The following is a 23526-nucleotide window of genomic DNA, read 5'->3' on the forward strand; positions in this document are numbered from 1 at the left end:
ACCCGGGCGGCGGGTTCACTCGACGCCGATGAGCAGCGGCGCGGACTCCTGGCCGCCGTGGAAGACCACCGCGTCCACCTCCGGCCGCCGGTGCCGGGCGTGCGCGACGAGGCGCTCGGCGAGCGCCTCGTCGGCGCCGTCGCCGAGCACCAGGGTGACGAGTTCGCCGCCCGCGCCGAGCATCCGGTCCAGCACGCTCGTCCCGACCTCGTCCAGGCCCGTGCCGATCACCGCCACGTCGCCGTCGATCAGGCCGAGCACGTCCCCGGCCTGGCAGACCCCGGCCATCGTCCAGGACTCCCCCTCGGCGACGGCGAGTTCGGCGTACCGGGTGGCGCCGGCCGCGGAGGTCATGGCGACCACGTCCTCGTCGAAGCGGCGGCCCGCCTCGTGCACCGCGAGCGCCGCCAGCCCCTGCACCGGCGAGCGGGTGGGCAGCACGGCGATCCGCACGCCCTCCTCGCGCAGCTGGTCGGCGGCGGCCCCGGCGGCGGCCCGCAGTTCGGGGTCGTTGAGCAGCAGGACGACCTCGCGGGCGGCCGAGCGGCGGACGGCCGCGGCGAGTTCGGCGCTGGCCGGCGGGCGGTCCGGGTCGGCGTGCAGCACCAGGGCGCCGGCCTGCTCGCACAGCTCGGCGAGCCCCGTGCCGGAGACCACGGAGAGCACCGCGCGGGCGCGCTCCTCGCGTTCGCCGCGCTCGGCGGCGCGGCCGGCCCGGGCGGCGGCCTCGGCGAAGTGGGTGATCCGGATCTGGTGCGGCCGCCCGGCCCGCACCCCGGCCTCGACGGCGGCGCCCGCGTCGTCCACGTGGACGTGCACGTTCCACAGGCCGTCGCCGCCGCCGATCACCAGCGAGTCGCCGAGGCCGCCGAGCCGCTCGCGCAGCGCGGGCAGGGCCTCGTCGGCCGCGTCCAGCAGGTAGATGACCTCGAAGGCGGGGTGGCCGGGGCCGGGCGGTCGCACGTGCACCTCGCAGCTGTCGACCGCCCGGACGTCGTCGCGCAGCGCGACCGGGCCCATCGGCTGCTGGCCGGCGACGGCGTCGGCGAGCGCCCCGAGGACGGCCACCAGTCCGCGCCCGCCCGCGTCCACGACGCCGTTCTCGGCCAGCACGGCGAGCTGTTCCGGGGTGTGCCGCAGGGCGTCCCGGGCGGCCCGGTGGGCGGTGTCGGCGACCTGCGCGAGCCCGTCCCCGGCCCGGACGGCCTCCCGGGCCGCGACCCGGGCGACGGTCAGCAGGGTGCCCTCGACGGGCTCCGCGACGGCCTGGTAGGCGGAGTCGGCGGCCCGCTGCAGGGCGGCCCGCAGCTGGTCGGCGCCGCCGCCCTCGGCGAGCGTCTCGGCGGTGCCGCGCAGCCACTGGGCGAGGATCACCCCGGAGTTGCCGCGGGCGCCGACCAGCGCGCCGCGGGCCATCGCCCGCACCGTGTCGGCCAGGCCCGGGGCGGGCCCGTCGGCGGGGTCGGTGAAGCGGCTCTCCACCTCGGCGGCGGCGGACTCGACGGTGAGGTAGAGGTTGGTGCCGGTGTCCCCGTCCGGGACGGGGTACACGTTGAGCGCGTCGATCTCCTCCCGGGCCTGGCCGAGCGCGCGCAGGGCGAGCTGGCACCAGGTGCGCACGGCCGGGGCGTCGAGCGTGTGCAGCACCGGGTCTCCTCCGGATCGGACGCCGCGACGGCCTGCGGGGCAGCAGCACAGCCAGGGCTGCGGCGAGGGGTGATACCGGCAGGTTATCGGGGGCCGGGGAGGGCCGGCGGGACGGCCGACCGGGGCGATCACCCGGCCGGTCATGGTAGTTTCGTTGAACGGGAGCAAGCGTTGTATGCTCTTCCGGTTGCCTGGAACAATCCGGGCGCACCCCTCGGCCCGGTCCGGTTCACGCGAGTGTTCCGCTGGTTCACAGGGGTTGTCGAACGTAAATGATCTGAAGTCTTGGAGTGACTCCTGTGGCTGCCAACTGCGACGTCTGCGGCAAGGGGCCGGGCTTCGGCAACAGCATCTCCCACTCGCACCGCCGTACCCCCCGTCGTTGGAACCCCAACATCCAGACGGTGCGCGCTGTGATTGGGCGGACGCCGAAGCGGCTCAACGTCTGCACCTCGTGCATCAAGGCCGGTAAGGTCTCGCGCTGACGCGCAGACCGGCATGCCGGTCCTCCAGTGAAGCCGGTCCATCCTCGGATGGACCGGCTTCACTGTTTTCCGCCCGGGGCCTCCCCCGCGGGGGGGGGGGGGGGGGGGGCGCCCCCCCCCCCCCCCCCCCCCCCCCCCCCCCCCGGGGCGGCGGCGCGGCCCCCCCCCCCCCCCCCCCCCCCCCCCCCCCCCCCCCCCCGCCTCGGTTGCCGGGGATTCTGTTTTGCCCGCCGGGGCCCCCCCCGGGGGGGGGGGGCCCCGCGGCCCCCCCCACCGCCGTGGTCAGCGCCAGCGCCAGGCGTGGTCGACCGGGCCGATCCCCGCGCCGAGCGCGAAGCCCCCGGCGATCGCGCCGGTGATGTACTCCTTGGCCGAGCCGACCGCCTCGGGCAGCGGCTGCCCCTTGGCCAGTCCGGCGGCGATCGCGCTGGCCAGCGTGCAGCCGGTGCCGTGGGTGTGCCGGTTGTCGTAGCGCGGCGCCCGGTACCAGTGCTCCTCGCCGGGGCCGCCGTAGAGCAGGTCGGCGGCCTCGCCCTCCAGGTGGCCGCCCTTGACCAGCACCCAGCGCGGCCCGAGGTCGAGCAGGGCCCTGGCGGCGTCCAGCATCCCGGCCTCGTCGTCGACGGTCCGGCCGGTGAGCTGCGTCACCTCGTGCAGGTTGGGGGTGGCCAGGGTGGCGACCGGCAGCAGCCGCTCGCGGACGGTGGCGACGGCCTCGGCGGCCAGCAGGGCGTCCCCGTGCTTGGAGACGCCGACCGGGTCGACCACCACCGGGGCGTCCACCCCGGCGAGCAGGTCGGAGACGGTCTCGACGAGTTCGATCGAGGCGAGCATGCCGGTCTTCACGGCCTGGACCCCGATGTCGTCGACCACGCTGCGGAACTGGGCCCGGACGGCCTCGGCGGGCAGTTCCCAGTAGCCCTGGACGCCGAGCGAGTTCTGCGCGGTGACGGCGGTGATCACGCTCATGCCGTGGACGCCGAGGGCGAGCATCGCCTTGAGGTCGGCCTGGATGCCGGCGCCGCCGCCGGAGTCGGAGCCGGCGACGGTGAGGACGCGGGGCGGGGCGCCGGAGGGGCCGTGCGGAGCGGGTCGACCGGGGGCGGGGGCGGGAGACGGGAGGGCCATGGGGCCAACCTACCTCCGGCGGTTCAGAGCACGGCCTCGGATTCCGCCCAGCGGTCCTCCGGCACCGTCTTGAGCCTGGTCACCGCGGCGGCGATCGGGACCAGCTCGATCCCGGTCCGGCGCAGCGCGGTGAAGTGCCCGAACGCGCCCTTGTGGACGGCCTCGACCGCGTGCCAGCCGAAGCGGGAGGCGAGCACCCGGTCCCGCGCGGTCGGGGTGCCGCCGCGCTGGGTGTGCCCGAGGATGACCGGCCGGGCCTCCTTGCCGAGCAGGTCCTCCAGCTCGTGGGCGAGCCGGTTGCCGATCCCGCCGAAGGTCCGGTGCCCGAACTGGTCGACGTCGCCGTGGTCGAAGCGCATGGTGCCGGGCTGCGGGGCGGCACCCTCGGCGACGGCGATGATGGCGAACTTCTTGCCGCGGGCGAACCGGTCCTCGACCATCCGGGCCACCGCCTCGATGTCGAAGGGCTTCTCCGGGATGAGGATGCCGTGCGCGCCGGCGGCCATGCCCGCGGTGAGGGTGATCCAGCCGGTGTGCCGGCCCATCAACTCGACGACCATGACGCGCTGGTGGGACTCCGCGGTGGTCTTCAGCCGGTCGATCGCCTCGGTCGCCACGTGCACCGCGGTGTCGAAGCCGAAGGTGACGTCGGTGGCGTCGATGTCGTTGTCGATGGTCTTGGGCACCCCCACGACCGGCAGCCCGGCGTCGCTGAACAGCCGGGCCGCGGTCAGCGTCCCCTCGCCGCCGATCGCGATCAGCGCGTCGATGCCGATGTCCCGGGCCAGCGTGCGGGCGTTGTCGACCGCCCAGGCGATCCGGTCCCGCTGGACCCGGGCGGAGCCCAGGATGGTGCCGCCGAGGGTGAGCAGACCGGTGACGTCGTCGTGCGAGACCGGCCGGGTGCGCCCCTCGATGAGACCGAGGAAGCCGTCCTCGATGCCGACGATCTCGTCCCCGTGCACGTCCGTCCCGCGGTGCACCACGGAGCGGATCACCGCGTTCAGGCCGGGGCAGTCGCCGCCGCTGGTCAGTACCCCGATGCGCATGGTTGACGTGCTCCCGCTCGCAGTGGCTCGGACCACCCGCGCCGGACGGCGGGCGGGCCCGGTAGTCGCAAGACTCTCGGTAGTCGGAAGACTACGCAATACCCCCCGGCGAAGCCCGTCCGCCGCACGTCCGGCGCGCGATCCAGTGCACCGGTGTCCGGACGCCATCCCCCGTGCGCCGTAGGAGAGTCGGCGCGGGCGTCCGGCGCCGTCCGTCACTCGGCGAAGTGGTCCCAGCCGCCGACCCGGTCCCAGGGCGCGCCGTCCACCGTCACCCGGCCGCTGCGGCTGCCCCGGGGGCGGCCGGTCACCTCGCCCACCACCCGCCAGCGGGCGGGGAGTTGGACCCCGCGCGGGAAGGTCGCCACGATCGCGTGGTCCTCGCCGCCGGACAGCACCCAGACCAGCGGGTCCACGCCGACGGCCTGGCCGATGTCGGCCATCTGCGCCGGGACGTCGAAGTCGGCGGCCTTGAGGTCGATGTCCACCTCGCTGGCGCGGGCCACGTGGCCGAGGTCGGCGACCAGTCCGTCGCTCACGTCGATCATCGAGGTCGCGCCCAACTCGGCGGCGGCCGGGCCCGCGTGGTACGGCGGCTCGGGCCGGCGGTGCGCCTCGACGAAGGCCCGCGGGGAGCGGAAGCCGCGCTGCAGCACGGTCAGCCCGGCGGCCGACCAGCCGAGCCAGCCGGTCACCGCGACCACGTCGCCGACCTGAGCACCGGAGCGCGTCACCGCCGCGCGCCCCTGCAGGTCGCCGAGCGCCGTGATCGCCAGGGTGACGGTGTCGCCGCGCACCACGTCGCCGCCGACCACCGTCGCCCCGGCGACCTGGCACTCGTCGCGCAGCCCGTCCATCAGCTCGGTGGCCCAGGTGGTCGGCAGGTCCGCGGGGGCCACCAGGCCGAGCAGTATCGCGGTCGGCACCGCGCCCATCGCGGCCACGTCGGCGAGGTTCTGGGCGGCGGCCTTGCGGCCCACGTCGTAGGCGGTGGACCAGTCCCGGCGGAAGTGCCGGTTCTCGATCAGGACGTCCGTGGTGGCCACCACCCGGCCGTCCGGCGCCTTCACCACCGCGGCGTCGTCACCCGGGCCGAGGTCGACCGCGTCGGTGAGCGGCACCCGGGCGGTGAGCTCCCTGATGAGACCGAACTCGCCGAGCTCGCCCACGGTCCCCTGCATCTGCCGTCCTCTCGCGTTTCCCTCAGAACTGGTCCCCGTCGCGCTCCCCCGCGCGCAGCGTACGCCCTTCGGGGGTGTCGGGGTCTCCCCTCCCCGGCCCACCGCGCGGTAGCGTGGTGATCAGACTGCCGGTGAGCCCGGTCCCACCCGACGCCTGACCGGGCGATCACGGCGGCGATCCCCGTAACCGGCCGCCGGGAGGCCCCCGTGGTACAGGCATACATCCTGATCCAGACCGAGGTCGGCAAGGCCACCGCAGTGGCCGAGTCGATCTCCAAGATTCCCGGCGTGCTCCAGGCCGAGGACGTCACCGGACCGTACGACGTGATCGTCCGGGCCGAGGCCGACACCGTGGACGACCTGGGCCGCCTGGTGGTGGCCAAGGTCCAGCAGGTCGAGGGCATCACCCGCACCCTGACCTGTCCGGTGGTCCACCTGTAAGCCCCGGCTACCATCGGCGGGTGGCCACAGAACTCCGCATCACCCGGGCGCTGGCGGCGCTGCCCGCGCCGCTCCGCTGGCTGGCCCTGCCGCTCGCGCTGACCTGCACGCTCGTGGTGCTGCTGGGGAGTTGGAGCTCCCCCGACGAGAGCGTGGCGGTGCCCAGCCCGGGCGGCCGGGCGGCCGGGTACTGCCGTGCGCTCGCCGCGGCGCTGCCGCAGGAGCTGCTCGGCCACCCCCGGAAGGACCCGTCCCCCGCGTCCCCGTACGTGGCGGCGTGGGGCGGCTCGCCGCGCACCGTGCTGCGCTGCGGCGTCGACCGCCCCGAACAGCTGGACGGCGAGCACGCCAAGGACTGGTCACCGACCGTGGACGACGTCACCTGGTGGTCGCAGCGGCTCTCCGACGGCGGCTACCGCTTCGTGACGACGATGCGCGCCGCCTACGTCGAGGTGACCGTCCCGGCCGGTGCCGCGCAGAACCCCTTCGACCCGGCCGCCGCCGTCACCCCCGCGGTGAAGGCCACCGTCCCGGGCTGACCGGTACGCCGCGGAGGGTGGGCCTGGACTCCTCCCGGCCCACCCTCCGTCGTCGCGGTCGGGCCGCTACCGCAGACCGGTGGAACGGTCCAGCGCGGCGCGGAGCAGCCGGTCGATCAGCTCGGGGTAGGACACCCCGGTGGCCTCCCACATCTTCGGGAAGGCCGAGATCGGGGTGAAGCCGGGCATCGTGTTGACCTCGTTGATCATCCAGGTGCCGTCCTCCAGCAGGAAGAAGTCCACCCGGGCCAGGCCCTCGCAGCCCAGCGCCTCGAACGCGGCCAGCGCCTGGCGGCGGATCTCGGCGGTCTCCTCGGCGCCGAGCTCCGCCGGGATGCGCACCTCGGAGGAGTCGATGTACTTGGCCTCGAAGTCGTAGAACTCGTAGCCGCCGCCGACCATGATCTCGCCGGGCACGCTGGCCCGCGGGCCGTCCTCGAACTCCAGGACGCCGCACTCGATCTCGCGGCCGGTCACACCGGCCTCGATGATCAGCTTGGGGTCGTGGCGGCGGGCCTCCTCGATCGCGGCGTCGAGGTCGGCCAGGTCCTTGACCTTGGTGATGCCCATGCTGGAACCGGCCCGGCACGGCTTCACGAACAGCGGCAGGCCCAGCTCGGCGGCCCGCTCGCGCACCGCGGCGCGGCCCTGCTCGCTCTCCCACTCGCGCGGCCGGACGACGGTGTACCGGCCGACGCCCAGGCCGTGCGAGGCCAGGACCCGCTTGGTGAACTCCTTGTCCATGCCGACCGCGCTGGCGAGCACGCCGTTGCCGACGTACGGCACGCCGGAGAGCTCCAGCAGGCCCTGCAGGGTGCCGTCCTCGCCCCAGGGGCCGTGCAGCAGCGGGAAGACGACGTCGACCTCGCCGAGGGCCTTGGGGGCGCTCCCCGGCTCGCTCAGGACGACCTCGCGGTCGCCCGGGGCGATCGGCAGCGCGACCTGGCCGGCCACGGACTCGGCGACGTGCGCCACGTCCGGCAGCACGCCGTCGGTGATGGCCATCCGGGCGGGCTCGTCGCTGGCCAGCGCCCAGCGGCCCTCGTGCGTGATGCCGATCGGCAGCACGTCGTACGTGTCGCGGTCGATCGCCCTGAGCACGCTGCCCGCGGTGGAGACCGAGATGGCGTGCTCGGAGCTGCGGCCGCCGAAGACCAGCGCGACGCGCGGCTTCGCAGCGGACGGGTTCGGGGAGGTCTGTTCGATGCTCATATCGCGATTGAGACTACCGTGCGACGTGTTTCCGGGACGTCAGCCGCCCCGGGAACGGTGCCGCCCGCCCTCCCCGGCACCGCCTCAGCGCCGTTCGGCCTTCGCCGAGCGGGACATCAGGGCCTGCAGCGCCTCCTGGGTGGGCCGGCCGTTGTGCACCACGTCCACCACCGCCTCGACGATCGGCATGTCGACCCCGTTGCGCCGGGCCAGGTCGAGCACCGACTCGCAGGACTTGACGCCCTCCGCGGTCTGCCGGGTGGCCGCGATGGTCTCCGCGAGCGACATGCCCCGGCCCAGGTTCATGCCGAAGGTGTTGTTGCGCGACAGCGGGGACGAGCAGGTCGCGACCAGGTCGCCCATCCCGGCGAGCCCGGCGAAGGTGTGCGGGTCGGCGCCGAGCACCTCGCCGAGCCGGGTGGTCTCGGCCAGCCCCCGGGTGATCAGCGTCGCCTTGGTGTTGTCGCCGAGGCCCATGCCGGCGGCCATGCCGACCGCCAGGCCGATGACGTTCTTGACCGCCCCGCCGAGCTCGCAGCCCACCACGTCGGTGTTGGTGTACGGGCGGAAGTACGGCGTGTGGCAGGCCGCCTGGAGCCGCTTGGCGACCGCCTCGTCGACGCAGGCCACCACACTGGCGGCCGGCTGCCGGTTGGCGATCTCCTTCGCCAGGTTGGGCCCGCTGACCACCGCTACCCGCTCCGGTCCGACCTTGGCGACCTCGGCGATGACCTCGCTCATCCGCTTGGCGGTGCCGAGTTCGATGCCCTTCATGAGGCTGACCAGGACGGTCTGCGGCTCGATCAGGGACGCCCAGCCGGCCAGGTTGTCGCGCACCGTCTGCGAGGGCACCGCGAGCACCGCGAAGTCGGCCCCGGCCAGCGCCGCGGCGGCGTCGACGGTGGCCGTGATGGACGACGGCAGCCGGACGCCGGGCAGGTAGTCCGGGTTCTCGTGGGTGGTGTGGATCGCGTCCACCAGCTCCCAGCGGCGGCCCCAGAGCGTCACCTCGCAGCCCGCGTCCGCCAGCACCATCGCGAAGGCGGTCCCCCAGGACCCCGTCCCGAACACTGCGACCCGGGTCACCGGCCGGCCTCCTCGACGCCGTCGCCGCCCTTGGCGCGCCGGCGCTCGGCCACGGCCGCGGCGGCCCGCTGCCGGGCGGCCTTGCGCATGTCGAAGCGCTCGGCGGGCGGCTCCTCGCCGCGGATGCCGGCCAGCACCTCGGTGATCGCCGCCATGATGTCCTCGGTGGCGTCGTTGAGCACCTGGGCGGTCAGCTCCTGGCCCTGGTAGCGGCTCAGGTCCACCGGGGGCCCGGCGGCCACCGTGACCCGGTGCCGCGGGAAGAGGTTGAACCTGCCCTTCCCGTAGCCGGCCCGGCCGTACGGCGGGATGATCTCGTGCGCGCCCCAGTGCGCGACCGGGATGACCGGCGCCCCGGTCATCAGCGCGACCCGGGCGACGCCGCTCTTGCCGGTCATCGGCCACAGGTCCGGGTCCCGGGTGAGCGTTCCCTCCGGGTAGAACTGCACGCACTGGCCGTTGTCGACGGCGTCGATGGCGGCCCGGAACGCCTGCGCGGCGTCGGTGGACTCGCGGAACACCGGAATCTGGCCGGTCTTGCGCAGCATGAATCCGATGAAGGGAATCGAGAACAGCGAGGACTTGCCGAGAATGCGCGGCGGACGCCCGCTGTTGTACTGCCAGTGCGCGTAGATCACCGGGTCGATGATCGAATTGTGGTTCACCGCGGCGATGAAGCCGCCTTCCTTCGGAAGGTGCTCCCAGCCCCGCCAGTCGGGCTTCACCAGGGCGGTCGTCACCGGCTTCACCAGCACGGCCGCGAAGCGGTACCAGATGCCGTAGTCGGCGTTGCCGAACTTGGCGTACGAGCGGCGGGCCACCCCGGCTCCTCCTCTTTCCGTGCGGCACGTGGGGTGCCGCGGTCATGGCCTCCCGGTGCCGCGCACCGGTGTGGACCGGCGCCCGGGCCGCGGGCGCGGACCAGTGTCGCCCGGCTGCTCACCGGCTGTCGAGCGACCGCGCCAACGCGCCCGGCAGGCGTGATCAAACGCACGTCCGCACAGCTCGGACGGCCTGGCGAGGGCTCCGGGACCGGCGTCACAATGACGCCGATGACCCAGGACACCGTACGCCCCAGCGGGCCCGTCGCGCCCGCCGCACCCGCCGCACCCGCCGCCGGCTGGTCGCTCGTACTGCCGCTCAAGCCGCTCGCGCTGGCGAAGAGCCGACTGGCCCCGTACGCCGGAGTGCACCGGGCGGTCCTCGCACTGTCCTTCGCGCTCGACACCGTCACCGCCGCGCTGGCCACCCCGGGCGTCGCCCACGTCCTGGTGGTCACCCGGGACGCCTCGGCCGGCGCCCGGCTGGCGGCGCTCGGCGCACGGGTGGTCGCCGACGAACCCGGCGGCGGCCTCAACGCGGCGCTGGCGCACGGCGCCTCCGCCGCCCGGTCGCTCGCCCCGCGCTCGCCGCTGGCCGTCCTCTCGGCGGACCTGCCGGCCCTGCGCCCGGCCGAACTGGCCCGGGTCCTGGGGGCGGTGCCGCCCGACGGCCGGGCCTTCCTGCCGGATTCCCCCGGCTTCGGCACCACCCTGCTGGCCTGCACCCCCGGCCGTCCGCTCGCCCCCGCCTTCGGGGACGGCTCCCGGGCCCGGCACGCGGCCGGCGGGGCGCTCGAACTGCGCCTGGCGGGCGTGGAGTCGGTGCGCCGCGACGTGGACACCGGCACGGACCTGGGCGAGGCCGCGGCACTCGGCCTCGGCCCGCACACCGGCCCGCTCTTCGCCCGCCTGGGGCACGCCCCGGGGCCGGGCCTGCCGGCGGCTCCCGCCTGACGGCGACCGGCGGGCGCGCCGATCGACGGACAAGCCCCGGGACTGTCGGTGCCGCTCGATATGCTGCTGGCATGCAGGCCACCGCGTTCACCTTCGACCCCGCCACCCGGGCCGGCTCCGTGCTGCTCGACGACGGGACCCCGGTGCCGTTCGACGCGGCCGCCTTCGACGCCGGCGGCCTGCGGCTGCTGCGCCCCGGCCAGCGGGTGCGGATCCGCACCGAGGGCGACGGCGGCACCCGCCGGGTGGTCTTCCTGACGCTCCAGACCTTCCCGGACCCAACCGACGGCTGAGCGGCCCCGCCGACCCGCGGCCCGGCCGACGGCCGCCCCGGATTGCCGACTGAGCGCCCGGAAACCGAGAGAGCCGCGGCGACCCGTTCCCCGTGCGTCACGGAGGGGGGTGCCGCGGCTCAGGGCCGAAGGCCGGAGGCCGTCCGGGGACCGCCGGGCGGGACTACTTGGCAGTGGTCTTGCGCGCGGTGGTCTTGCGGGTGGCGGTCTTCTTCGCCGGAGCCGTCTTCTTGGCCGTGGCGGTGGCCTTCTTGGCGGCGGCGGTGGTGGTGGTCTTCTTGGCGGCGGCCGTGGTGGTCGCCTTCTTGGCGGCGGTGGCGGCCGACTTCTTGGTCGCGGCCGCGGAGGTCTTCTTCGCGGCGGCGGTGGTCGCCTTCTTGGTGGCGGTCGCCTTCTTCGCCGCGGCGGCCGTCGTCTTGGCGGCGGTGGCCGTGGTCTTCTTGGCGGCGGCCGTGGTGGTCGCCTTCTTCGCGGCGGCCTTCTTGGTCGCGGCCGGAGCGGCGGCGGTCTTCGCGGCGGTGGTCTTCGCGGCCGTGGCGGCACGCTTGGTGGCCGCGCGCTTGGCGGCCGGGGTGGCTGCGACGCCGCTCTTGCCCGGGGTGAGGGAGCCCTTGGGGGCCTTCTTCACCGAGGGGCCTTCCTTCGGCAGCTTCTTGCTGCCGCTGACCAGGTCCTTGAAGCCCTGGCCGGGACGGAAGCGGGGCACCGAGGTCTTCTTGACCTTGACCTTCTCGCCGGTCTGCGGGTTGCGGGCGAAGCGCGCGGAGCGCTCCACCTTCTCGAAGGTGCCGAACCCGGTGACCGAGACACGGTCACCAGCCACAACGGCGCGGACCATGGTGTCGAGCACTGCGTCGACGGCCTCTGCGGCAGCCTTGCGACCGCCCAGCTGCTCGGCCACCGCTTCGACAAGCTGAGCCTTGTTCACGTCTTCCCCTTCGGAAACGGGCGCCGGATGATTCCATCCGTTCTTTTCGCACGTTAGGTATGTATCTGCGGACTTTCAATTACCAAACGCGCGAATCACCCTAGTGTCGCAATGGATTTGCGCGTCGGCGACCTCAGGCGACGGGCGGGCGCCCCTCGTCGAGGTCATGTACAAAGCGACTCAACCGCCTTGCCGCCTCCGGAAGATCGTGCTTGGCGGTCTCGGTGACGATGAGGAGTTGACGGGTGAGAGCGGTCTTTGCATCGGCAGACACGTTCAGCGCATGCACGCGGGCGTGAGCTTGCTTCAACCGCTCGGCCACAAGCGCGTAGAGCGCTGCGACTTCCTGGTCGTCCGGCCCCTCAGCTGGTGCGGAGGTGACGTCCGGCCGATCGTCAATTCGGCGTTCGGATCCCCGGCCCACGGACTCCGGGGCCGCGGGTTCGCCGCCCGCGTACGGAGGTTCATGGTGCCGGTGCATGTACTGATTGTGCCATCTACCCGCAGTTGTACTTGCGCGGGGCCCTCTCCGGCAAAGCCAAATGGGCAATCCGGGGCGGGCCCCGGCGGTAACTCGTGCTCCGGAACGGCGGATGGCCCGCCCCCCCGAAGGGGAGACGGGCCATCCGGCGGATCGTCAGAATGCTTGTTCTGAGGGGATCTCAGGCCACCGGCAGAGTACGGGGCTTGAAGGCGGGACGGGTGGTCTCGAAGGCCGCGATGTCGGCCTCGTTCTGCAGCGTGATGCTGATGTCGTCCAGCCCGTTGAGCAGCCGCCACCGGACGTTGTCGTCCAGTTCGAAGGAGGCCGTGACGCCTTCGGCGCGCACTTCGCGGGCCTCCAGGTCGACGGTGATCTCGGCCGAATGGTCACTCTCCGTGAGCGCCCAGAGCTGTTCCACGGTCTCCTGCGGGAGGACCACCGTCAGCAGGCCGTTCTTCAGGGAGTTGCCCCGGAAGATGTCGGCGAAGCGGGACGAGATGACCGCGTGGAAGCCGTAGTTCTGCAGCGCCCAGACGGCGTGCTCGCGGGAGGAGCCGGTGCCGAACTCGGGGCCGGCCACCAGCACGGTGGCCCCCTGGCGCTCGGGCCGGTTGAGGATGAACGACTCGTCCTTGCGCCAGGCCTCGAACAGGCCGTCCTCGAAGCCGGAGCGGGTGACCTTCTTCAGCCAGTGCGCCGGGATGATCTGGTCGGTGTCCACGTTGGAGCGGCGCAGCGGGACGGCCCGGCCGGTGTGGGTGGTGAACTTCTCCATGGTTCTCAGGCCTCCACAGCCACGGTGCTGGTCAGGTCGGAAGGGGCGGCCAGGCGGCCCAGGACGGCGGTCGCCGCGGCGACCTGCGGGGAGACCAGGTGGGTGCGGCCGCCCTTGCCCTGCCGGCCCTCGAAGTTGCGGTTCGAGGTGGAGGCGCAGCGCTCGCCGGGGGCGAGCTGGTCGGGGTTCATGCCCAGGCACATCGAGCAGCCCGCGTGCCGCCACTCGGCGCCGGCCGCGGTGAACACCTTGTCCAGGCCCTCCTCGACGGCCTGCAGGGCGACCCGGACGGAGCCGGGGACGACCAGCATCCGCACCCCGTCCGCGATCCGGCGGCCCTCCAGCACGGCGGCGGCGGCGCGCAGGTCCTCGATCCGCCCGTTGGTGCAGGAGCCCACGAAGACCGCGTCGACCTTGACCTCGCGCAGCGGGGTGCCGGCCTCCAGGCCCATGTAGGCCAGGGCGTTCTCGGCGGCCGTCCGCTCCTGCGGGTCGGCGAAGGAGGCCGGGTCCGGTACCCGGGAGCCCAGTGGGGCGCCCTGGCCGGGGTTGGTGCCCCAGGTGACGAACGGGGTCAGCTCGGCGGCGTCGATGAAGATCTCGTGGTCGAAGACCGCGTCCTCGTCGGTGCCCAGGGTCTCCCAGTACGCGACGGCCGCGTCCCAGTCCTCGCCCTGCGGGGCGTGCGGACGGTCCTTGAGGTAGGCGAAGGTGGTCTCGTCCGGGGCGATCATGCCGGCCCGGGCGCCCGCCTCGATCGACATGTTGCAGATGGTCATCCGGGCTTCCATGGACAGGCCCCGGATCGCCGAACCGCGGTACTCCAGGACGTACCCCTGGCCGCCGCCGGTGCCGATCCTGGCGATGACGGCCAGGATCAGGTCCTTGGCGGTGACGCCCTCGGGCAGCTCGCCCTCGACGGTGATCGCCATCGTCCGGAACGGTGCCAGCGGCAGGGTCTGGGTCGCCAGCACGTGCTCGACCTGGCTGGTGCCGATGCCGAACGCCAGCGCGCCGAAGGCGCCGTGGGTGGAGGTGTGGGAGTCGCCGCAGACCACGGTCATGCCGGGCTGGGTCAGGCCCAGCTGGGGGCCGACCACGTGCACGACGCCCTGCTCGACGTCGCCGAGCGAGTGGATCCGGACGCCGAACTCGGCGGCGTTGCGGCGCAGGGTCTCCAGCTGGACCTTCGAGACCGGGTCGGCGATGGGCTTGTCGATGTCGAGGGTGGGGGTGTTGTGGTCCTCGGTCGCGATCGTCAGATCGGTGCGGCGGACCTTCCGCCCGGCCAGCCGCAGCCCGTCGAAGGCCTGCGGGCTGGTCACTTCGTGGAGCAGGTGCAGGTCGATGAAGAGCAGGTCGGGCTCCCCCTCCGCGCGCCGCACGACGTGGTCGTCCCAGACCTTCTCTGCGAGTGTCCGTCCCATCGGATTCCCTCCAGCCGGCCGCGTTGCCGGCCTTCTCGTGTCGTCGAGGTCGAAGTTGCCGCCACCCTGTAGGGGGCACGGTCCGCGCGACCTGCACGCCGGATCGCTGTCCACGATGCGGACACCTTGGTGAGGCCGCATCCTGGATGTCTCCCGGGCTGCTGCATCCAGAGTGGCGCTTTTCCCGGAAGATTGAACTTGCGTCTCGCGGACTGAGACTGCAGTCTTAGGGCATGGACAACTCTAGCGGCGTCGGCGTTCTCGACAAGGCCGCTCTGGTGCTCAGCGCACTGGAGTCGGGCCCCGCCACGTTGGCGGGGCTGGTCGCCGCCACCGGTCTGGCGCGCCCCACGGCCCACAGACTCGCCGTCGCACTCGAACACCACCGTCTGGTCACCAGGGACATGCAGGGGCGCTTCATCCTCGGCCCCCGTCTCTCCGAACTCTCCGCCGCGGCGGGCGAGGACCGGCTGCTCGCCACCGCGGGCCCGGTCCTGACCCACCTGCGCGACGTCACGGGCGAGAGCGCACAGCTCTACCGCCGCCAGGGCGAGATGCGGATCTGCGTAGCCGCCGCCGAGCGGCTCTCCGGCCTGCGGGACACCGTCCCGGTCGGCAGCACCCTGCCGATGAAGGCCGGCTCGGCCGCCCAGGTCCTGCTGGCCTGGGAGGAGCCCGAGCGGCTGCACCGCGGCCTCCAGGGCGCTCGCTTCACCGCCACCGCCCTCAGCGGCGTCCGGCGGCGCGGCTGGGCCCAGTCGATCGGCGAGCGGGAGCCGGGCGTCGCGTCCGTCTCCGCTCCCGTGCGCGGCCCCTCCAACCGGGTGGTGGCCGCCGTCTCGGTCTCCGGCCCGATCGAGCGGCTGACCCGCCACCCGGGCCGGCTGCACGCCCAGGCCATCATCGAGGCCGCGAACCGGCTGACCGAGGCCCTCCGCCGCAGCTGATCACCCCGGAACACCGGGAAGGGCCCCGCTCGTGGAGCGGGGCCCTTCGGCCGTTCCGGGCCCCGCGGGGAATTGCGGAACCCCGTCCGGAGCGGAGCCCCGTCCGGAAATGCAAAAAGACCCCGGGAACCGGGGCCTTCCTTTTCTGGCTGGGGTACCAGGACTCGAACCTAGACTAAATGAACCAGAATCACTCGTGCTGCCAATTACACCATACCCCAACACAAAGCAAGGGCCGATGGGGTGACCCACCGGCTTCCTGCTCTGAAGTACCCCCGACCGGATTCGAACCGGCGCTACTGCCGTGAGAGGGCAGCGTGCTAGGCCGCTACACAACGGGGGCTTCCTGGCGATCCCTTGCGGGATCCGTACCCCCGACCGGATTCGAACCGGCGCTACTGCCGTGAGAGGGCAGCGTGCTAGGCCGCTACACAACGGGGGCTTTCCAGGTGATCCCTTGCGGGATCCGTACCCCCGACCGGATTCGAACCGGCGCTACTGCCGTGAGAGGGCAGCGTGCTAGGCCGCTACACAACGGGGGCTTGATCTTCATTTGTACTGCGGTACTTGCGTACTGCGCTGGGGTACCAGGACTCGAACCTAGACTAAATGAACCAGAATCACTCGTGCTGCCAATTACACCATACCCCACCAGAGTTGAACCCTCGTCGGGATCTTCTCAGGCGTTGCGCCTCTCGTTCGGTCCCGGCCGGGGGGCTTTCGCTCCCTCGTCCGTTCCCTCCCGGGCGGCGCAGAAAGAACATTACCCGACGTCTGCCCTGGCTCCAAAATCGATAACCCCAGGCAGCCGCCGGGCGGCCGTCCGGTGACGTCCGGGTACGCCGCGGGCCCGGCACGAAGCCGGGCCCGCGACCTGCTCCACGACCCGCTCAGGCGGCCGGGAGCGCCTCCAGGGCGGCGTTCAGCCGGCGCAGCGTCTCGGGGCGCCCGAGCAGCTCCATCGACTCGAACAGCGGCGGGGAGACGCGGCGGCCGGTGACGGCCACCCGCAGCGGGGTGAACGCGAACTTGGGCTTGATGCCCAGCCCGTCCACCAGCGCCTCGCGCAGCGCGGCCTGGATCGGCTCCGGGCTGAAGTCGCCGAGCGCCTCCAGCGCCTTGACGCTGGCCTCCAGCACCGGGCGGGAGTCGGCGGTCAGCGCCTTGGCGGCGTCGTCCGGGTCGACGGTGAAGTCGGCCGGGTCGACGAACAGGAAGCCGGCCATGTTCACGATCTCGCTCAGCACGACCATCCGCTCCTGGGTGAGCGGCGCGATCTTCGCGAGCAGGTCCAGCTGCTCGGCCGTCGGCTCGGCCGGCAGCAGGCCGGGGGCCTGCAGGTACGGCACCAGGCGGCGGACGAAGTCCTCCGGGGCCAGCCGGCGGACGTGCTCGGCGTTGATCGCCTCGCACTTCTTCAGGTCGAAGCGGGCCGGGTTGGCGTTCACCTTGGCGATGTCGAAGGCGGCGACCAGCTCGTCCACGCCGAAGAGGTCCCGGTCCTCGGCCAGCGACCAGCCCAGCAGGGACAGGTAGTTGAGCAGGCCCTCGGGGATGAAGCCGCGCTCGCGGTACAGGTTGAGCGAGGCCTGCGGGTCGCGCTTGGAGAGCTTCTTGTTGCCCTCGCCCATGACGTACGGCAGGTGGCCGAAGCGCGGGGTGCCGCCGTCGCCGACGCCGATCTCGGCGAGCGCGGCGTACAGCGCGATCTGCCGCGGGGTGGAGGACAGCAGGTCCTCGCCGCGCAGCACGTGGGTGATGCCCATCAGGGCGTCGTCCACCGGGTTGACCAGGGTGTACAGCGGCGCGCCGTTGGCCCGGACGATGCCGTAGTCCGGCACGTTCTCCGGCTCGAAGGTGAGCGTGCCGCGCACCAGGTCGTCGAAGCTGATGGTGCGGTCGGGCATCCGGAAGCGCAGGATCGGCTCGCGCTTCTCCAGCTTGTAGACCGCGACCTGCTCGTCGGTCAGGTCGCGGCAGTGGCCGTCGTAGCCGGAGGGCTTGCCGGCCGCACGGGCGGCCTCGCGGCGGGCGTCCAGCTCCTCGGTGCTGCAGTAGCAGTGGTACGCGTGGCCGGCCTCGTGCAGGCGGCGGGCGACGTCGGCGTAGATGTCCATCCGCTGGGACTGGCGGTACGGCTCGTGCGGGCCGCCGATCTCCGGGCCCTCGTCCCAGTCGAAGCCCAGCCAGCGCATGGCGTCCAGCAGCTGCTCGTACGACTCCTCGGAGTCGCGGGCCGAGTCGGTGTCCTCGATCCGGAAGACCAGCGTGCCGCCGTTGTGGCGGGCGAAGGCCCAGTTGAAGAGGGCGGTGCGGACCAGGCCCACGTGCGGGTTCCCGGTCGGGGACGGACAGAAGCGAACCCGGACGGCCGGGTTTGAGTTAGCCACGCTTGATCACCTTGTTGGTGAGAGTGCCGATGCCTTCGATGGAGACGGCGACCTCGTCGCCGACGTTGAGCGGGCCCACCCCTGCGGGCGTGCCGGTGAGGATGACGTCGCCGGGCAGCAGCGTCATGGCCTCGGAGACGTGGACGATCAGCTCGGCGACCGAGCGGACCATCTGGGAGGTGCGGCCGGCCTGCCGGAGCTCGCCGTTGACCGTGCAGGTGACGGCCAGGTCGGCCGGGTCCACGTCGGTCTCGATCCACGGGCCCAGCGGGCAGGAGGTGTCGAAGCCCTTGGCCCGGGCCCACTGGCCCTCGCGCTGCTGGACGTCCCGCGCGGTGACGTCGTTGGCGCAGGTGTAGCCGAGGATCACCTCGGGCACCCGGTCCAGCGGCACCTCGCGGCACATCCGGCCGATCACCACGGCGAGTTCGGCCTCGTGGTGGACGTCCGAGGAGAACGGCGGGTACGCGATGTTCTCGGTCGGGCCGATCACCGAGGTCGACGGCTTGAAGAAGGTGAGCGGGAGGTCCGGGACGTCGTGGCCCAGCTCGGCCGCGTGCGCCGCGTAGTTGCGGCCGACGGCCACGATCTTGTTGGGGAGCATCGGGCTGAGCAGCCGGACGTCCTGGAAGCGGTAGCTCTCGCCGGTGGGCTGGGGCTGGCCGAACGGGTGGCCGGCCAGCGCGTGGACGACCAGCGAGTCGGGCTGGGAGGGATCGCCCTCCACGACGCCGAAGGAGACGCTGCCGGCGGCAGGGCTCCCTTCCCGGACGGAAAACCTGGCAATGCGCACGGCTGGGCTACCCCTCGCTTCGTCGGCCGCCCGGGGCGCGCCCGGGCGCTGGTGGGCGCCCCGCCCGTGGTGGGCGCGGTCCCGTCAATCGTCGTCCAGGCTATCGCGCGCGGCCCCGGCGGACCGCTTTGCCCCTGTTCAGCCCGGTCGGGGCGGAAGCCGCGGGTGCGGCCCCGGGAAGCGCGAACGGGCGCCGCGGCCGCCCCCGGAGGGTGGCCGCGGCGCCCGGTCCCGGCGCGGTCCGGTCAGTCCTGCGGGACGGCGACGACCGGGGCGACCATCAGCTGGGTGCGGCGCGGGTTGGCCGTGCTGGTCGGCAGCTCGGTGGCGTACGTGACGACGTCCTCGGGCTTGCGGGCGCCCGGGATCGCGGCGAAGTCCGCGACCGAGGCCAGCGTCGTGCGGCGCGGGTTCGCCGTGGAGCCGCAGGACAGCGTGGACTGGGTGGCCTTCTTCTTCGCCAGGGACATCGAGAGCACCTCGTGGTAGCGGCCGGGGATCGCGGCGGATCGGCACCGGCCTGAGTGATTCCGATTGATTCGGAGGGGTTCTGGGCAGGCTGATCGGGGCCGTGCTCCGGAGACAGCCCAGGTTACGAGATCTCATTCCACAGGCACCGTGACCAAAGCTATACATACGGCTGTGATTTTGCTCACAAATTCATGAGCAAAATGCAGATATCCGACATATCGCCGCATCGGAATTTCCCGACATACGGCAGATTCCGGGCATTCCGGAAGGTCTGTGACTCTTTTCGATCTAGGGCTCGCTTGGCATGTATCCGGCGAGTGTCCGAAAAAGGCGGTATTCCGGTCCGGTTACCGCACAGTCAGTGAGACCGCGCACGCGGTCGGTAGCGCCGGGAGGTGTGCCCTGGCGGCCCTTGTTGGGATTCCCCGGCTGTGCTGGAATGCCACGGACCGTGGGTAGGGAGAAGTCCACCCCGGTGACCCGCTCACCCGGACCGGCCGGGGAGCGGATGGAAACTCGACACCGTCCAGGCCGCGGCGACGCGGTGGGACGCCCGGTCCAGAGGTTGCGACGCCAGTGCAGGGACGTTTCAAAAGGGGTAGCGGCGCCGCGGGAAACCCGGAGTCGCGTGAGCCTGTGGCAGCCCCCCAGCAGGCGGCGGCCCCCGGCGGCCCGGCCGAGCCGGTGGCGCCCGAGGCCCCCGGCCGCCCGGACGGCGACGGCCAGGAGCGCAAGTCCACCCGGGACAAACTCCGGACGACCCTGACCAGGCGCCGCGCCACCGGTCTGAGCCGGCTCGCGATGCGCAACTGGCGCATCCGGACCCGACTGATCGCGCTGCTCGCCCTCCCCGTCCTGGTCTCCCTCGTCCTCGGTGGCCTGCGGATCCAGACCTCGATGGAGGCCTCGCAGCAACTCGCCCAGATGGCCAACCTCTCCGACCTGGCCAAGAAGGCGACCAACCTCGCGGACGCGCTGCAGAAGGAACGCGACATCAGCGCGGGCCCGATCACCGCGCGCCCCAACGACCCGCTCGACGACGACATCGTCACCGCCCGCAAGGAGACGGACGACCTCAGCCGCACCTTCACCGCGTCCTCGGACAAGTTCGAGAACCTCGAGCTCTCCGGCGGCAAGGCGCTGCTCTTCCAGATCCGCAAGGACCTGAACTCGATCTCCGACGCGCGCAACACGCCGTACCAGAACAACCAGAACATCCAGTCGACGATCACCGCCTACGACGTGATCATCCGCGACCTGCTCTCCATCACCCAGGACATCGCGCTCGCGTCGAACAACAAGGACCTGGTCGTCGCGACCCGTGCGCTCCAGCAGTTCTCGCTCGCCAAGAACGCCACCTCGCAGCAGCGCGCCCTGATCAGCGCCGCGCTCGCCAACCCCAAGGGCCCCGACCTCAGCCTGAGCGACGAGTCCTTCGGCATCCGCCTGCGCGCCTCCTACGACAACGCGCTCACCAGCTTCAACAACATCTACACCGCGCACGACCTGGACAACCTGCGCGGCCAGCTCAGCTACAACTCGGTGGTCGCCGACGCCGACCGCTACGCGCGCTCGATCCTCCAGCAGAGCGGTATCCACCAGACCGACCCGGTGACCTACAAGGACTGGTACGAGAAGGCCAGCGCCAAGATCACCGCCGAGCGCCGGATCGAGTCCAAGCTCATCGAGGACCTCGACGGAAAGGCCCAGGACCTGCAGTCCCAGGCCGACACCGAGGCCATCATCATCGGTGCCGCCGTCGCCCTCGTGCTGCTCGTCGCCCTCGGTGGCGCCGGTCTGATCGCCCGCTCGATGGTGCGCTCGCTGACCCGCCTGCAGGCCGCGGCCGAGGACGTCGCCGAGCGCCGCCTGCCCGAGCTGGTCAAGACCCTCTCCGAGAGCGACCCGCACGACGTCGACACCACGGTCGAGCCGGTCGCCGTCGACTCGACCGACGAGATCGGCCACGTGGCGCACGCGTTCGACATGGTGCACAGCGAGGCCGTCCGCCTCGCCGCCGAGCAGGCCCTCCTGCGAGGCAACATCAACGCGATGTTCACCAACCTCTCCCGCCGCAGCCAGGGCCTCATCCAGCGCCAGCTGTCGCTCATCTCCGAGCTGGAGAGCCGCGAGGCGGACCCGGACCAGCTGGCCAACCTCTTCAAGCTGGACCACCTCGCGACCCGTATGCGCCGCAACGGCGAAAACCTCCTCGTCCTCGCCGGTGAGGACCCGGGCCGCCGCTGGACCAGGCCCGTCCCGCTGGTCGACGTGCTCCGCGCCGCCGCCTCCGAGGTGGAGCAGTACGAGCGCATCGAGCTCGCCACCGTGCCGTCGGCCGAGGTCGCCGGCCGCGTCGTCAACGACCTCGTCCACCTCCTCGCCGAGCTGCTCGAGAACGCCACCTCGTTCTCCAGCCCGCAGACCCGCGTCCGGGTCACCGGCCACGCGCTGCCCGACGGCCGCGTGCTGGTCGAGATCCACGACACCGGCATCGGCCTGAGCCCCGACGACCTCGCGGACATCAACGAGCGCCTCGCCAACCCGCCGACGGTGGACGTCTCCGTCTCCCGCCGCATGGGCCTCTTCGTGGTCGGCCGCCTGTCCCTGCGACACGGCATCCGCATCCAGCTGCGCCCCAGCGACTCCGGTGGCACCACCGCGCTCGTCATGCTCCCGGTGGACGTCACCACCTCCGCCGACCGCCGCGGCGCCGCCCGCCCCGGCTCCGCGCAGGCCAAGCAGCAGCGCGGGGTCGCCCCGACGCCGCGCCAGCAGCGCCAGGTGCCGCCCGGCCAGGGCGGCCCGGCCGCGCTCGGCCAGGGCCAGGCCGGCGCCCCGCAGGGCGGCCGTCCGCAGCTCGGTCAGGGCGGTCCGGCCGCGCCGGGTGGCCCCGGTGCGCCGGCCGGCCCGGGTGCGCCCGGCGGCCGCGCGGGCGGTCTGCCGACCCGCCAGGCCGGTCAGTCGCTGCGCGAGAACCCGATCCCGCAGGGCAAGGGGCAGCAGCCCCAGCAGGCCCCGCAGGGCGGCCTGCCGCAGCGCGGCGCCAACCGCCAGGGCCCGGGCCAGCAGGCCCCGCAGTCCCAGCAGGCCCCGCAGGGCGGCCTGCCGCAGCGCGGCGGCAACGGCCAGGGCCCGGCCCAGGGCGGCCCCGGCGGCCTGCCCCGCCGCGGCCAGCAGCCGCCCGCCCAGGGCCGCCCCGGCCAGGAGCGTCCGCGCCCGAACGGCGAATTCGAGGGCGCTCCGGGCCCCCGCACCGGCGAGCAGCCGCAGCACGGCCGGCCGGGTCGGCCGGGTGCGCCGCAGCAGGGCGCCCGCCCGGGCAACCGTCCGCAGGACGGGCTGCCGCAGCGCCGGCCGGTCCCGCAGGGCCAGGGCGGTCCGCAGGGTCAGCCCGGTCCGCAGGGTCAGGGCCAGCCCGGCCAGGGCCAGCCCGGTCCGCAGGGCCCGGGTGCGCCGCAGGGCCGCCCCGGGCCGCAGGGCCAGCGCCGCCCGCAGCGCCCCGGACCGGACATGCCGCAGCGCGACCGCCAGCCGCAGCTGCCCCCGCAGCAGCAGCCCCAGCCGCTGCCCGCGGCCGAGCCGGCCCCGCTGGAGAGCACCCAGCAGCTCGCCCGGCCCCGTTTCGAGGCCAGCCAGATCGACCCGCGCGACCCGCTGGGCCTCGGTCTGGTGGAGCCGGTGCTGCCGAACGTGCCGAACCCGGCGCGTCCGGAGCAGGTGCGCCCCGAGCAGGTCCGTCAGGAGCCGGTCCGTCCGGAGCCGATGGCGCTGCCGACCGGTCCGTCCCAGGGCGCGGCCGACCAGCCGTGGCAGCCGCAGGACGCCGGCCAGCAGGGCCAGCAGCAGGCGCGGCAGCGGACGTACCAGCCGCGCCGGCCCGGCACCTCCGCCCCGGACCTCCAGCAGCAGGGCCAGGCCCCGCAGGCCCGCCAGCCCCAGCAGGGACAGCAGGCACCGCAGGGACAGCAGGCCCCGCAGGGCCAGCAGCAGCCCCCGCAGCAGCCGCAGCCCGGCCCCGGCGACGCCCCGTGGCGCCCGTCCGCGAACGACGAGCGCTGGCGCCGGGCCGAGCAGGTCCGCGAGCCCTCGACCAACGGTGTCACCATGTCCGGTCTCCCCCGGCGGACCCCGCAGGCCAACCTGGTCTCCGGTACCGCCGAGGCCTCGCCGATGACCGGTCCGCAGGTCTCCCGGGCACCCGAGGAGGTCCGCGGCCGGCTCACCAACCTGCGCCGCGGCATCCAGCAGGGTCGCCGCGCCGGGGCCGAGCAGACCAACCCGTCGGGCTTCCAGCATGGTGCCCAGCAGGGCGGATTCGATAGTTTCGGTGGCCGGACCGACGGCAACGGCGCAGAGCATCAGGAGCGTTGAGTTGAATCAGATGAGCCAGGCCGCACAGAACCTGAACTGGCTGATCACCAATTTCGTGGACAACACCCCCGGGGTGTCCCACACCGTGGTGGTCTCCGCCG

The 23526-nt window shown here is 73.2% G+C and carries 21 protein-coding genes, 5 tRNA genes and 1 pseudogene; 8 read left to right on the forward strand and 19 right to left on the reverse strand.

The features are described 5' to 3' along the window. Positions 1 to 15 precede the first annotated feature (15 nt). Complete coding sequence (locus tag ACFYUY_RS33220; RefSeq protein ID WP_387906164.1) at positions 16 to 1779, reverse strand: DAK2 domain-containing protein; 1764 nt, start codon at positions 1777 to 1779, stop codon at positions 16 to 18. 167 nt (positions 1780 to 1946) lie between these two features. Between ACFYUY_RS33220 and rpmB the strand changes: the two genes are divergently transcribed. Continuing rightward, positions 1947 to 2132 (forward strand): 50S ribosomal protein L28, encoded by a 186-nt coding sequence (gene rpmB, locus ACFYUY_RS33225; RefSeq protein WP_014138233.1) that lies wholly within the window; start codon positions 1947 to 1949, stop codon positions 2130 to 2132. 282 nt (positions 2133 to 2414) lie between these two features. On the opposite strand, the gene thiD is transcribed toward rpmB, so the two are convergent. From thiD to ACFYUY_RS33240, 3 genes are all read right to left on the reverse strand, one after another. Next, positions 2415 to 3260: a bifunctional hydroxymethylpyrimidine kinase/phosphomethylpyrimidine kinase gene (thiD, locus tag ACFYUY_RS33230; RefSeq protein WP_360222076.1), complete on the reverse strand. Its 846-nt coding sequence runs from the start codon at positions 3258 to 3260 to the stop codon at positions 2415 to 2417. Positions 3261 to 3283: 23 nt separating this feature from the next. Beyond that, a complete protein-coding gene (locus ACFYUY_RS33235) occupies positions 3284 to 4309 on the reverse strand; it encodes an ATP-dependent 6-phosphofructokinase (RefSeq protein ID WP_360222079.1) in 1026 nt (341 codons plus the stop codon). Between the two features lie 215 nt (positions 4310 to 4524). Next, complete coding sequence (locus ACFYUY_RS33240; RefSeq protein ID WP_360222082.1) at positions 4525 to 5490, reverse strand: thiamine-phosphate kinase; 966 nt, start codon at positions 5488 to 5490, stop codon at positions 4525 to 4527. A gap of 207 nt (positions 5491 to 5697) precedes the next feature. Between ACFYUY_RS33240 and ACFYUY_RS33245 the strand changes: the two genes are divergently transcribed. Then, on the forward strand, positions 5698 to 5931 hold the full coding sequence (locus tag ACFYUY_RS33245) for an Lrp/AsnC ligand binding domain-containing protein (RefSeq protein ID WP_360222085.1): 234 nt from the start codon (positions 5698 to 5700) through the stop codon (positions 5929 to 5931). Positions 5932 to 5951: 20 nt separating this feature from the next. Continuing rightward, entirely contained in the window at positions 5952 to 6470 is a 519-nt protein-coding gene (locus ACFYUY_RS33250) for a DUF3515 domain-containing protein (protein WP_360222088.1), read from the forward strand. Positions 6471 to 6536: 66 nt separating this feature from the next. Here the strand turns inward: ACFYUY_RS33250 and ACFYUY_RS33255 are convergent, their stop codons facing one another. The 3 genes from ACFYUY_RS33255 to ACFYUY_RS33265 all read right to left on the reverse strand — a co-directional run bounded on the left by ACFYUY_RS33255 (position 6537) and on the right by ACFYUY_RS33265 (position 9589). After that, entirely contained in the window at positions 6537 to 7682 is a 1146-nt protein-coding gene (locus ACFYUY_RS33255) for a D-alanine--D-alanine ligase family protein (protein WP_360222091.1), read from the reverse strand. 84 nt (positions 7683 to 7766) lie between these two features. Continuing rightward, entirely contained in the window at positions 7767 to 8768 is a 1002-nt protein-coding gene (locus ACFYUY_RS33260) for an NAD(P)H-dependent glycerol-3-phosphate dehydrogenase (protein ID WP_360222094.1), read from the reverse strand. Continuing rightward, the gene (locus tag ACFYUY_RS33265; protein WP_360222097.1) at positions 8765 to 9589 is read right to left on the reverse strand and encodes a lysophospholipid acyltransferase family protein; all 825 of its coding nucleotides are present in this window, start codon (positions 9587 to 9589) and stop codon (positions 8765 to 8767) included. Before ACFYUY_RS33265 ends, ACFYUY_RS33260 begins: the two co-directional genes overlap by 4 nt. Before the next feature lie 231 nt (positions 9590 to 9820). On the opposite strand from ACFYUY_RS33265, the gene cofC reads away from it, so the two are divergent. After that, positions 9821 to 10543, forward strand: a complete 723-nt coding sequence (gene cofC, locus ACFYUY_RS33270; protein WP_387906145.1) for a 2-phospho-L-lactate guanylyltransferase — start codon at positions 9821 to 9823, stop codon at positions 10541 to 10543. A 71-nt stretch (positions 10544 to 10614) separates the two neighbouring features. After that, complete coding sequence (locus ACFYUY_RS33275; RefSeq protein ID WP_360222103.1) at positions 10615 to 10836, forward strand: hypothetical protein; 222 nt, start codon at positions 10615 to 10617, stop codon at positions 10834 to 10836. 163 nt (positions 10837 to 10999) lie between these two features. On the opposite strand, the gene ACFYUY_RS33280 is transcribed toward ACFYUY_RS33275, so the two are convergent. The 4 genes from ACFYUY_RS33280 to leuC form a co-directional block, all read right to left on the reverse strand. Continuing rightward, positions 11000 to 11764, reverse strand: coding sequence for an HU family DNA-binding protein (locus ACFYUY_RS33280; protein ID WP_387906147.1), 765 nt, complete (start codon positions 11762 to 11764; stop codon positions 11000 to 11002). Positions 11765 to 11897: 133 nt separating this feature from the next. After that, on the reverse strand, positions 11898 to 12086 hold the full coding sequence (locus ACFYUY_RS33285; RefSeq protein ID WP_387906167.1) for a hypothetical protein: 189 nt from the start codon (positions 12084 to 12086) through the stop codon (positions 11898 to 11900). A gap of 340 nt (positions 12087 to 12426) precedes the next feature. After that, complete coding sequence (leuD, locus tag ACFYUY_RS33290; RefSeq protein ID WP_360222109.1) at positions 12427 to 13023, reverse strand: 3-isopropylmalate dehydratase small subunit; 597 nt, start codon at positions 13021 to 13023, stop codon at positions 12427 to 12429. 5 nt (positions 13024 to 13028) lie between these two features. Further along, entirely contained in the window at positions 13029 to 14450 is a 1422-nt protein-coding gene (gene leuC, locus ACFYUY_RS33295) for a 3-isopropylmalate dehydratase large subunit (protein ID WP_360222112.1), read from the reverse strand. Between the two features lie 233 nt (positions 14451 to 14683). Here leuC and ACFYUY_RS33300 point away from each other — a divergent pair, with 233 nt between their 5' ends. Then, a complete protein-coding gene (locus ACFYUY_RS33300; protein ID WP_030306825.1) occupies positions 14684 to 15397 on the forward strand; it encodes an IclR family transcriptional regulator in 714 nt (237 codons plus the stop codon). 146 nt (positions 15398 to 15543) lie between these two features. Here the strand turns inward: ACFYUY_RS33300 and ACFYUY_RS33305 are convergent. The 8 genes from ACFYUY_RS33305 to ACFYUY_RS33340 form a co-directional block, all read right to left on the reverse strand. Then, positions 15544 to 15618: transfer RNA gene (locus ACFYUY_RS33305), tRNA-Gln, on the reverse strand. 49 nt (positions 15619 to 15667) lie between these two features. After that, a tRNA-Glu gene (locus tag ACFYUY_RS33310) sits at positions 15668 to 15740 on the reverse strand. 26 nt (positions 15741 to 15766) lie between these two features. After that, positions 15767 to 15839: transfer RNA gene (locus ACFYUY_RS33315), tRNA-Glu, on the reverse strand. Positions 15840 to 15866: 27 nt separating this feature from the next. Continuing rightward, positions 15867 to 15939, reverse strand: a tRNA-Glu gene (locus tag ACFYUY_RS33320). 37 nt (positions 15940 to 15976) lie between these two features. After that, positions 15977 to 16048 (reverse strand) — tRNA-Gln (locus tag ACFYUY_RS33325). Between the two features lie 239 nt (positions 16049 to 16287). Further along, positions 16288 to 17787 (reverse strand): glutamate--tRNA ligase, encoded by a 1500-nt coding sequence (gene gltX, locus ACFYUY_RS33330; RefSeq protein WP_360222115.1) that lies wholly within the window; start codon positions 17785 to 17787, stop codon positions 16288 to 16290. Beyond that, entirely contained in the window at positions 17780 to 18580 is an 801-nt protein-coding gene (locus ACFYUY_RS33335) for a fumarylacetoacetate hydrolase family protein (RefSeq protein ID WP_360222118.1), read from the reverse strand. Before ACFYUY_RS33335 ends, gltX begins: the two co-directional genes overlap by 8 nt. A gap of 245 nt (positions 18581 to 18825) precedes the next feature. Beyond that, positions 18826 to 19050 (reverse strand): hypothetical protein, encoded by a 225-nt coding sequence (locus tag ACFYUY_RS33340; RefSeq protein WP_360222121.1) that lies wholly within the window; start codon positions 19048 to 19050, stop codon positions 18826 to 18828. 637 nt (positions 19051 to 19687) lie between these two features. Here ACFYUY_RS33340 and ACFYUY_RS33345 point away from each other — a divergent pair. Together ACFYUY_RS33345 and ACFYUY_RS33350 are read left to right on the forward strand one after the other, a co-directional pair. Then, positions 19688 to 23425, forward strand: coding sequence for a nitrate- and nitrite sensing domain-containing protein (locus ACFYUY_RS33345; protein WP_387906152.1), 3738 nt, complete (start codon positions 19688 to 19690; stop codon positions 23423 to 23425). A gap of 10 nt (positions 23426 to 23435) precedes the next feature. Further along, positions 23436 to 23526: pseudogene (locus ACFYUY_RS33350) on the forward strand (roadblock/LC7 domain-containing protein); the annotation flags it as partial.

The organism is Kitasatospora sp. NPDC004745 (assembly GCF_042873275.1).
In the GTDB taxonomy this organism is placed as follows: Bacteria; Actinomycetota; Actinomycetes; order Streptomycetales; family Streptomycetaceae; genus Kitasatospora.

Coding starts and splice junctions, on each gene's coding strand:
- leuC (WP_360222112.1), bottom strand. CDS start 14,450: ATGGGACGGACACTCGCAGAGAAGGTCTGGGACGACCACGTCGTGCGG.
- leuD (WP_360222109.1), bottom strand. CDS start 13,023: ATGGAGAAGTTCACCACCCACACCGGCCGGGCCGTCCCGCTGCGCCGC.
- ACFYUY_RS33300 (WP_030306825.1), top strand. CDS start 14,684: ATGGACAACTCTAGCGGCGTCGGCGTTCTCGACAAGGCCGCTCTGGTG.
- thiD (WP_360222076.1), bottom strand. CDS start 3,260: ATGGCCCTCCCGTCTCCCGCCCCCGCCCCCGGTCGACCCGCTCCGCAC.
- cofC (WP_387906145.1), top strand. CDS start 9,821: ATGACCCAGGACACCGTACGCCCCAGCGGGCCCGTCGCGCCCGCCGCA.
- ACFYUY_RS33340 (WP_360222121.1), bottom strand. CDS start 19,050: ATGTCCCTGGCGAAGAAGAAGGCCACCCAGTCCACGCTGTCCTGCGGC.
- ACFYUY_RS33275 (WP_360222103.1), top strand. CDS start 10,615: ATGCAGGCCACCGCGTTCACCTTCGACCCCGCCACCCGGGCCGGCTCC.
- ACFYUY_RS33240 (WP_360222082.1), bottom strand. CDS start 5,490: ATGCAGGGGACCGTGGGCGAGCTCGGCGAGTTCGGTCTCATCAGGGAG.
- ACFYUY_RS33235 (WP_360222079.1), bottom strand. CDS start 4,309: ATGCGCATCGGGGTACTGACCAGCGGCGGCGACTGCCCCGGCCTGAAC.
- ACFYUY_RS33255 (WP_360222091.1), bottom strand. CDS start 7,682: ATGAGCATCGAACAGACCTCCCCGAACCCGTCCGCTGCGAAGCCGCGC.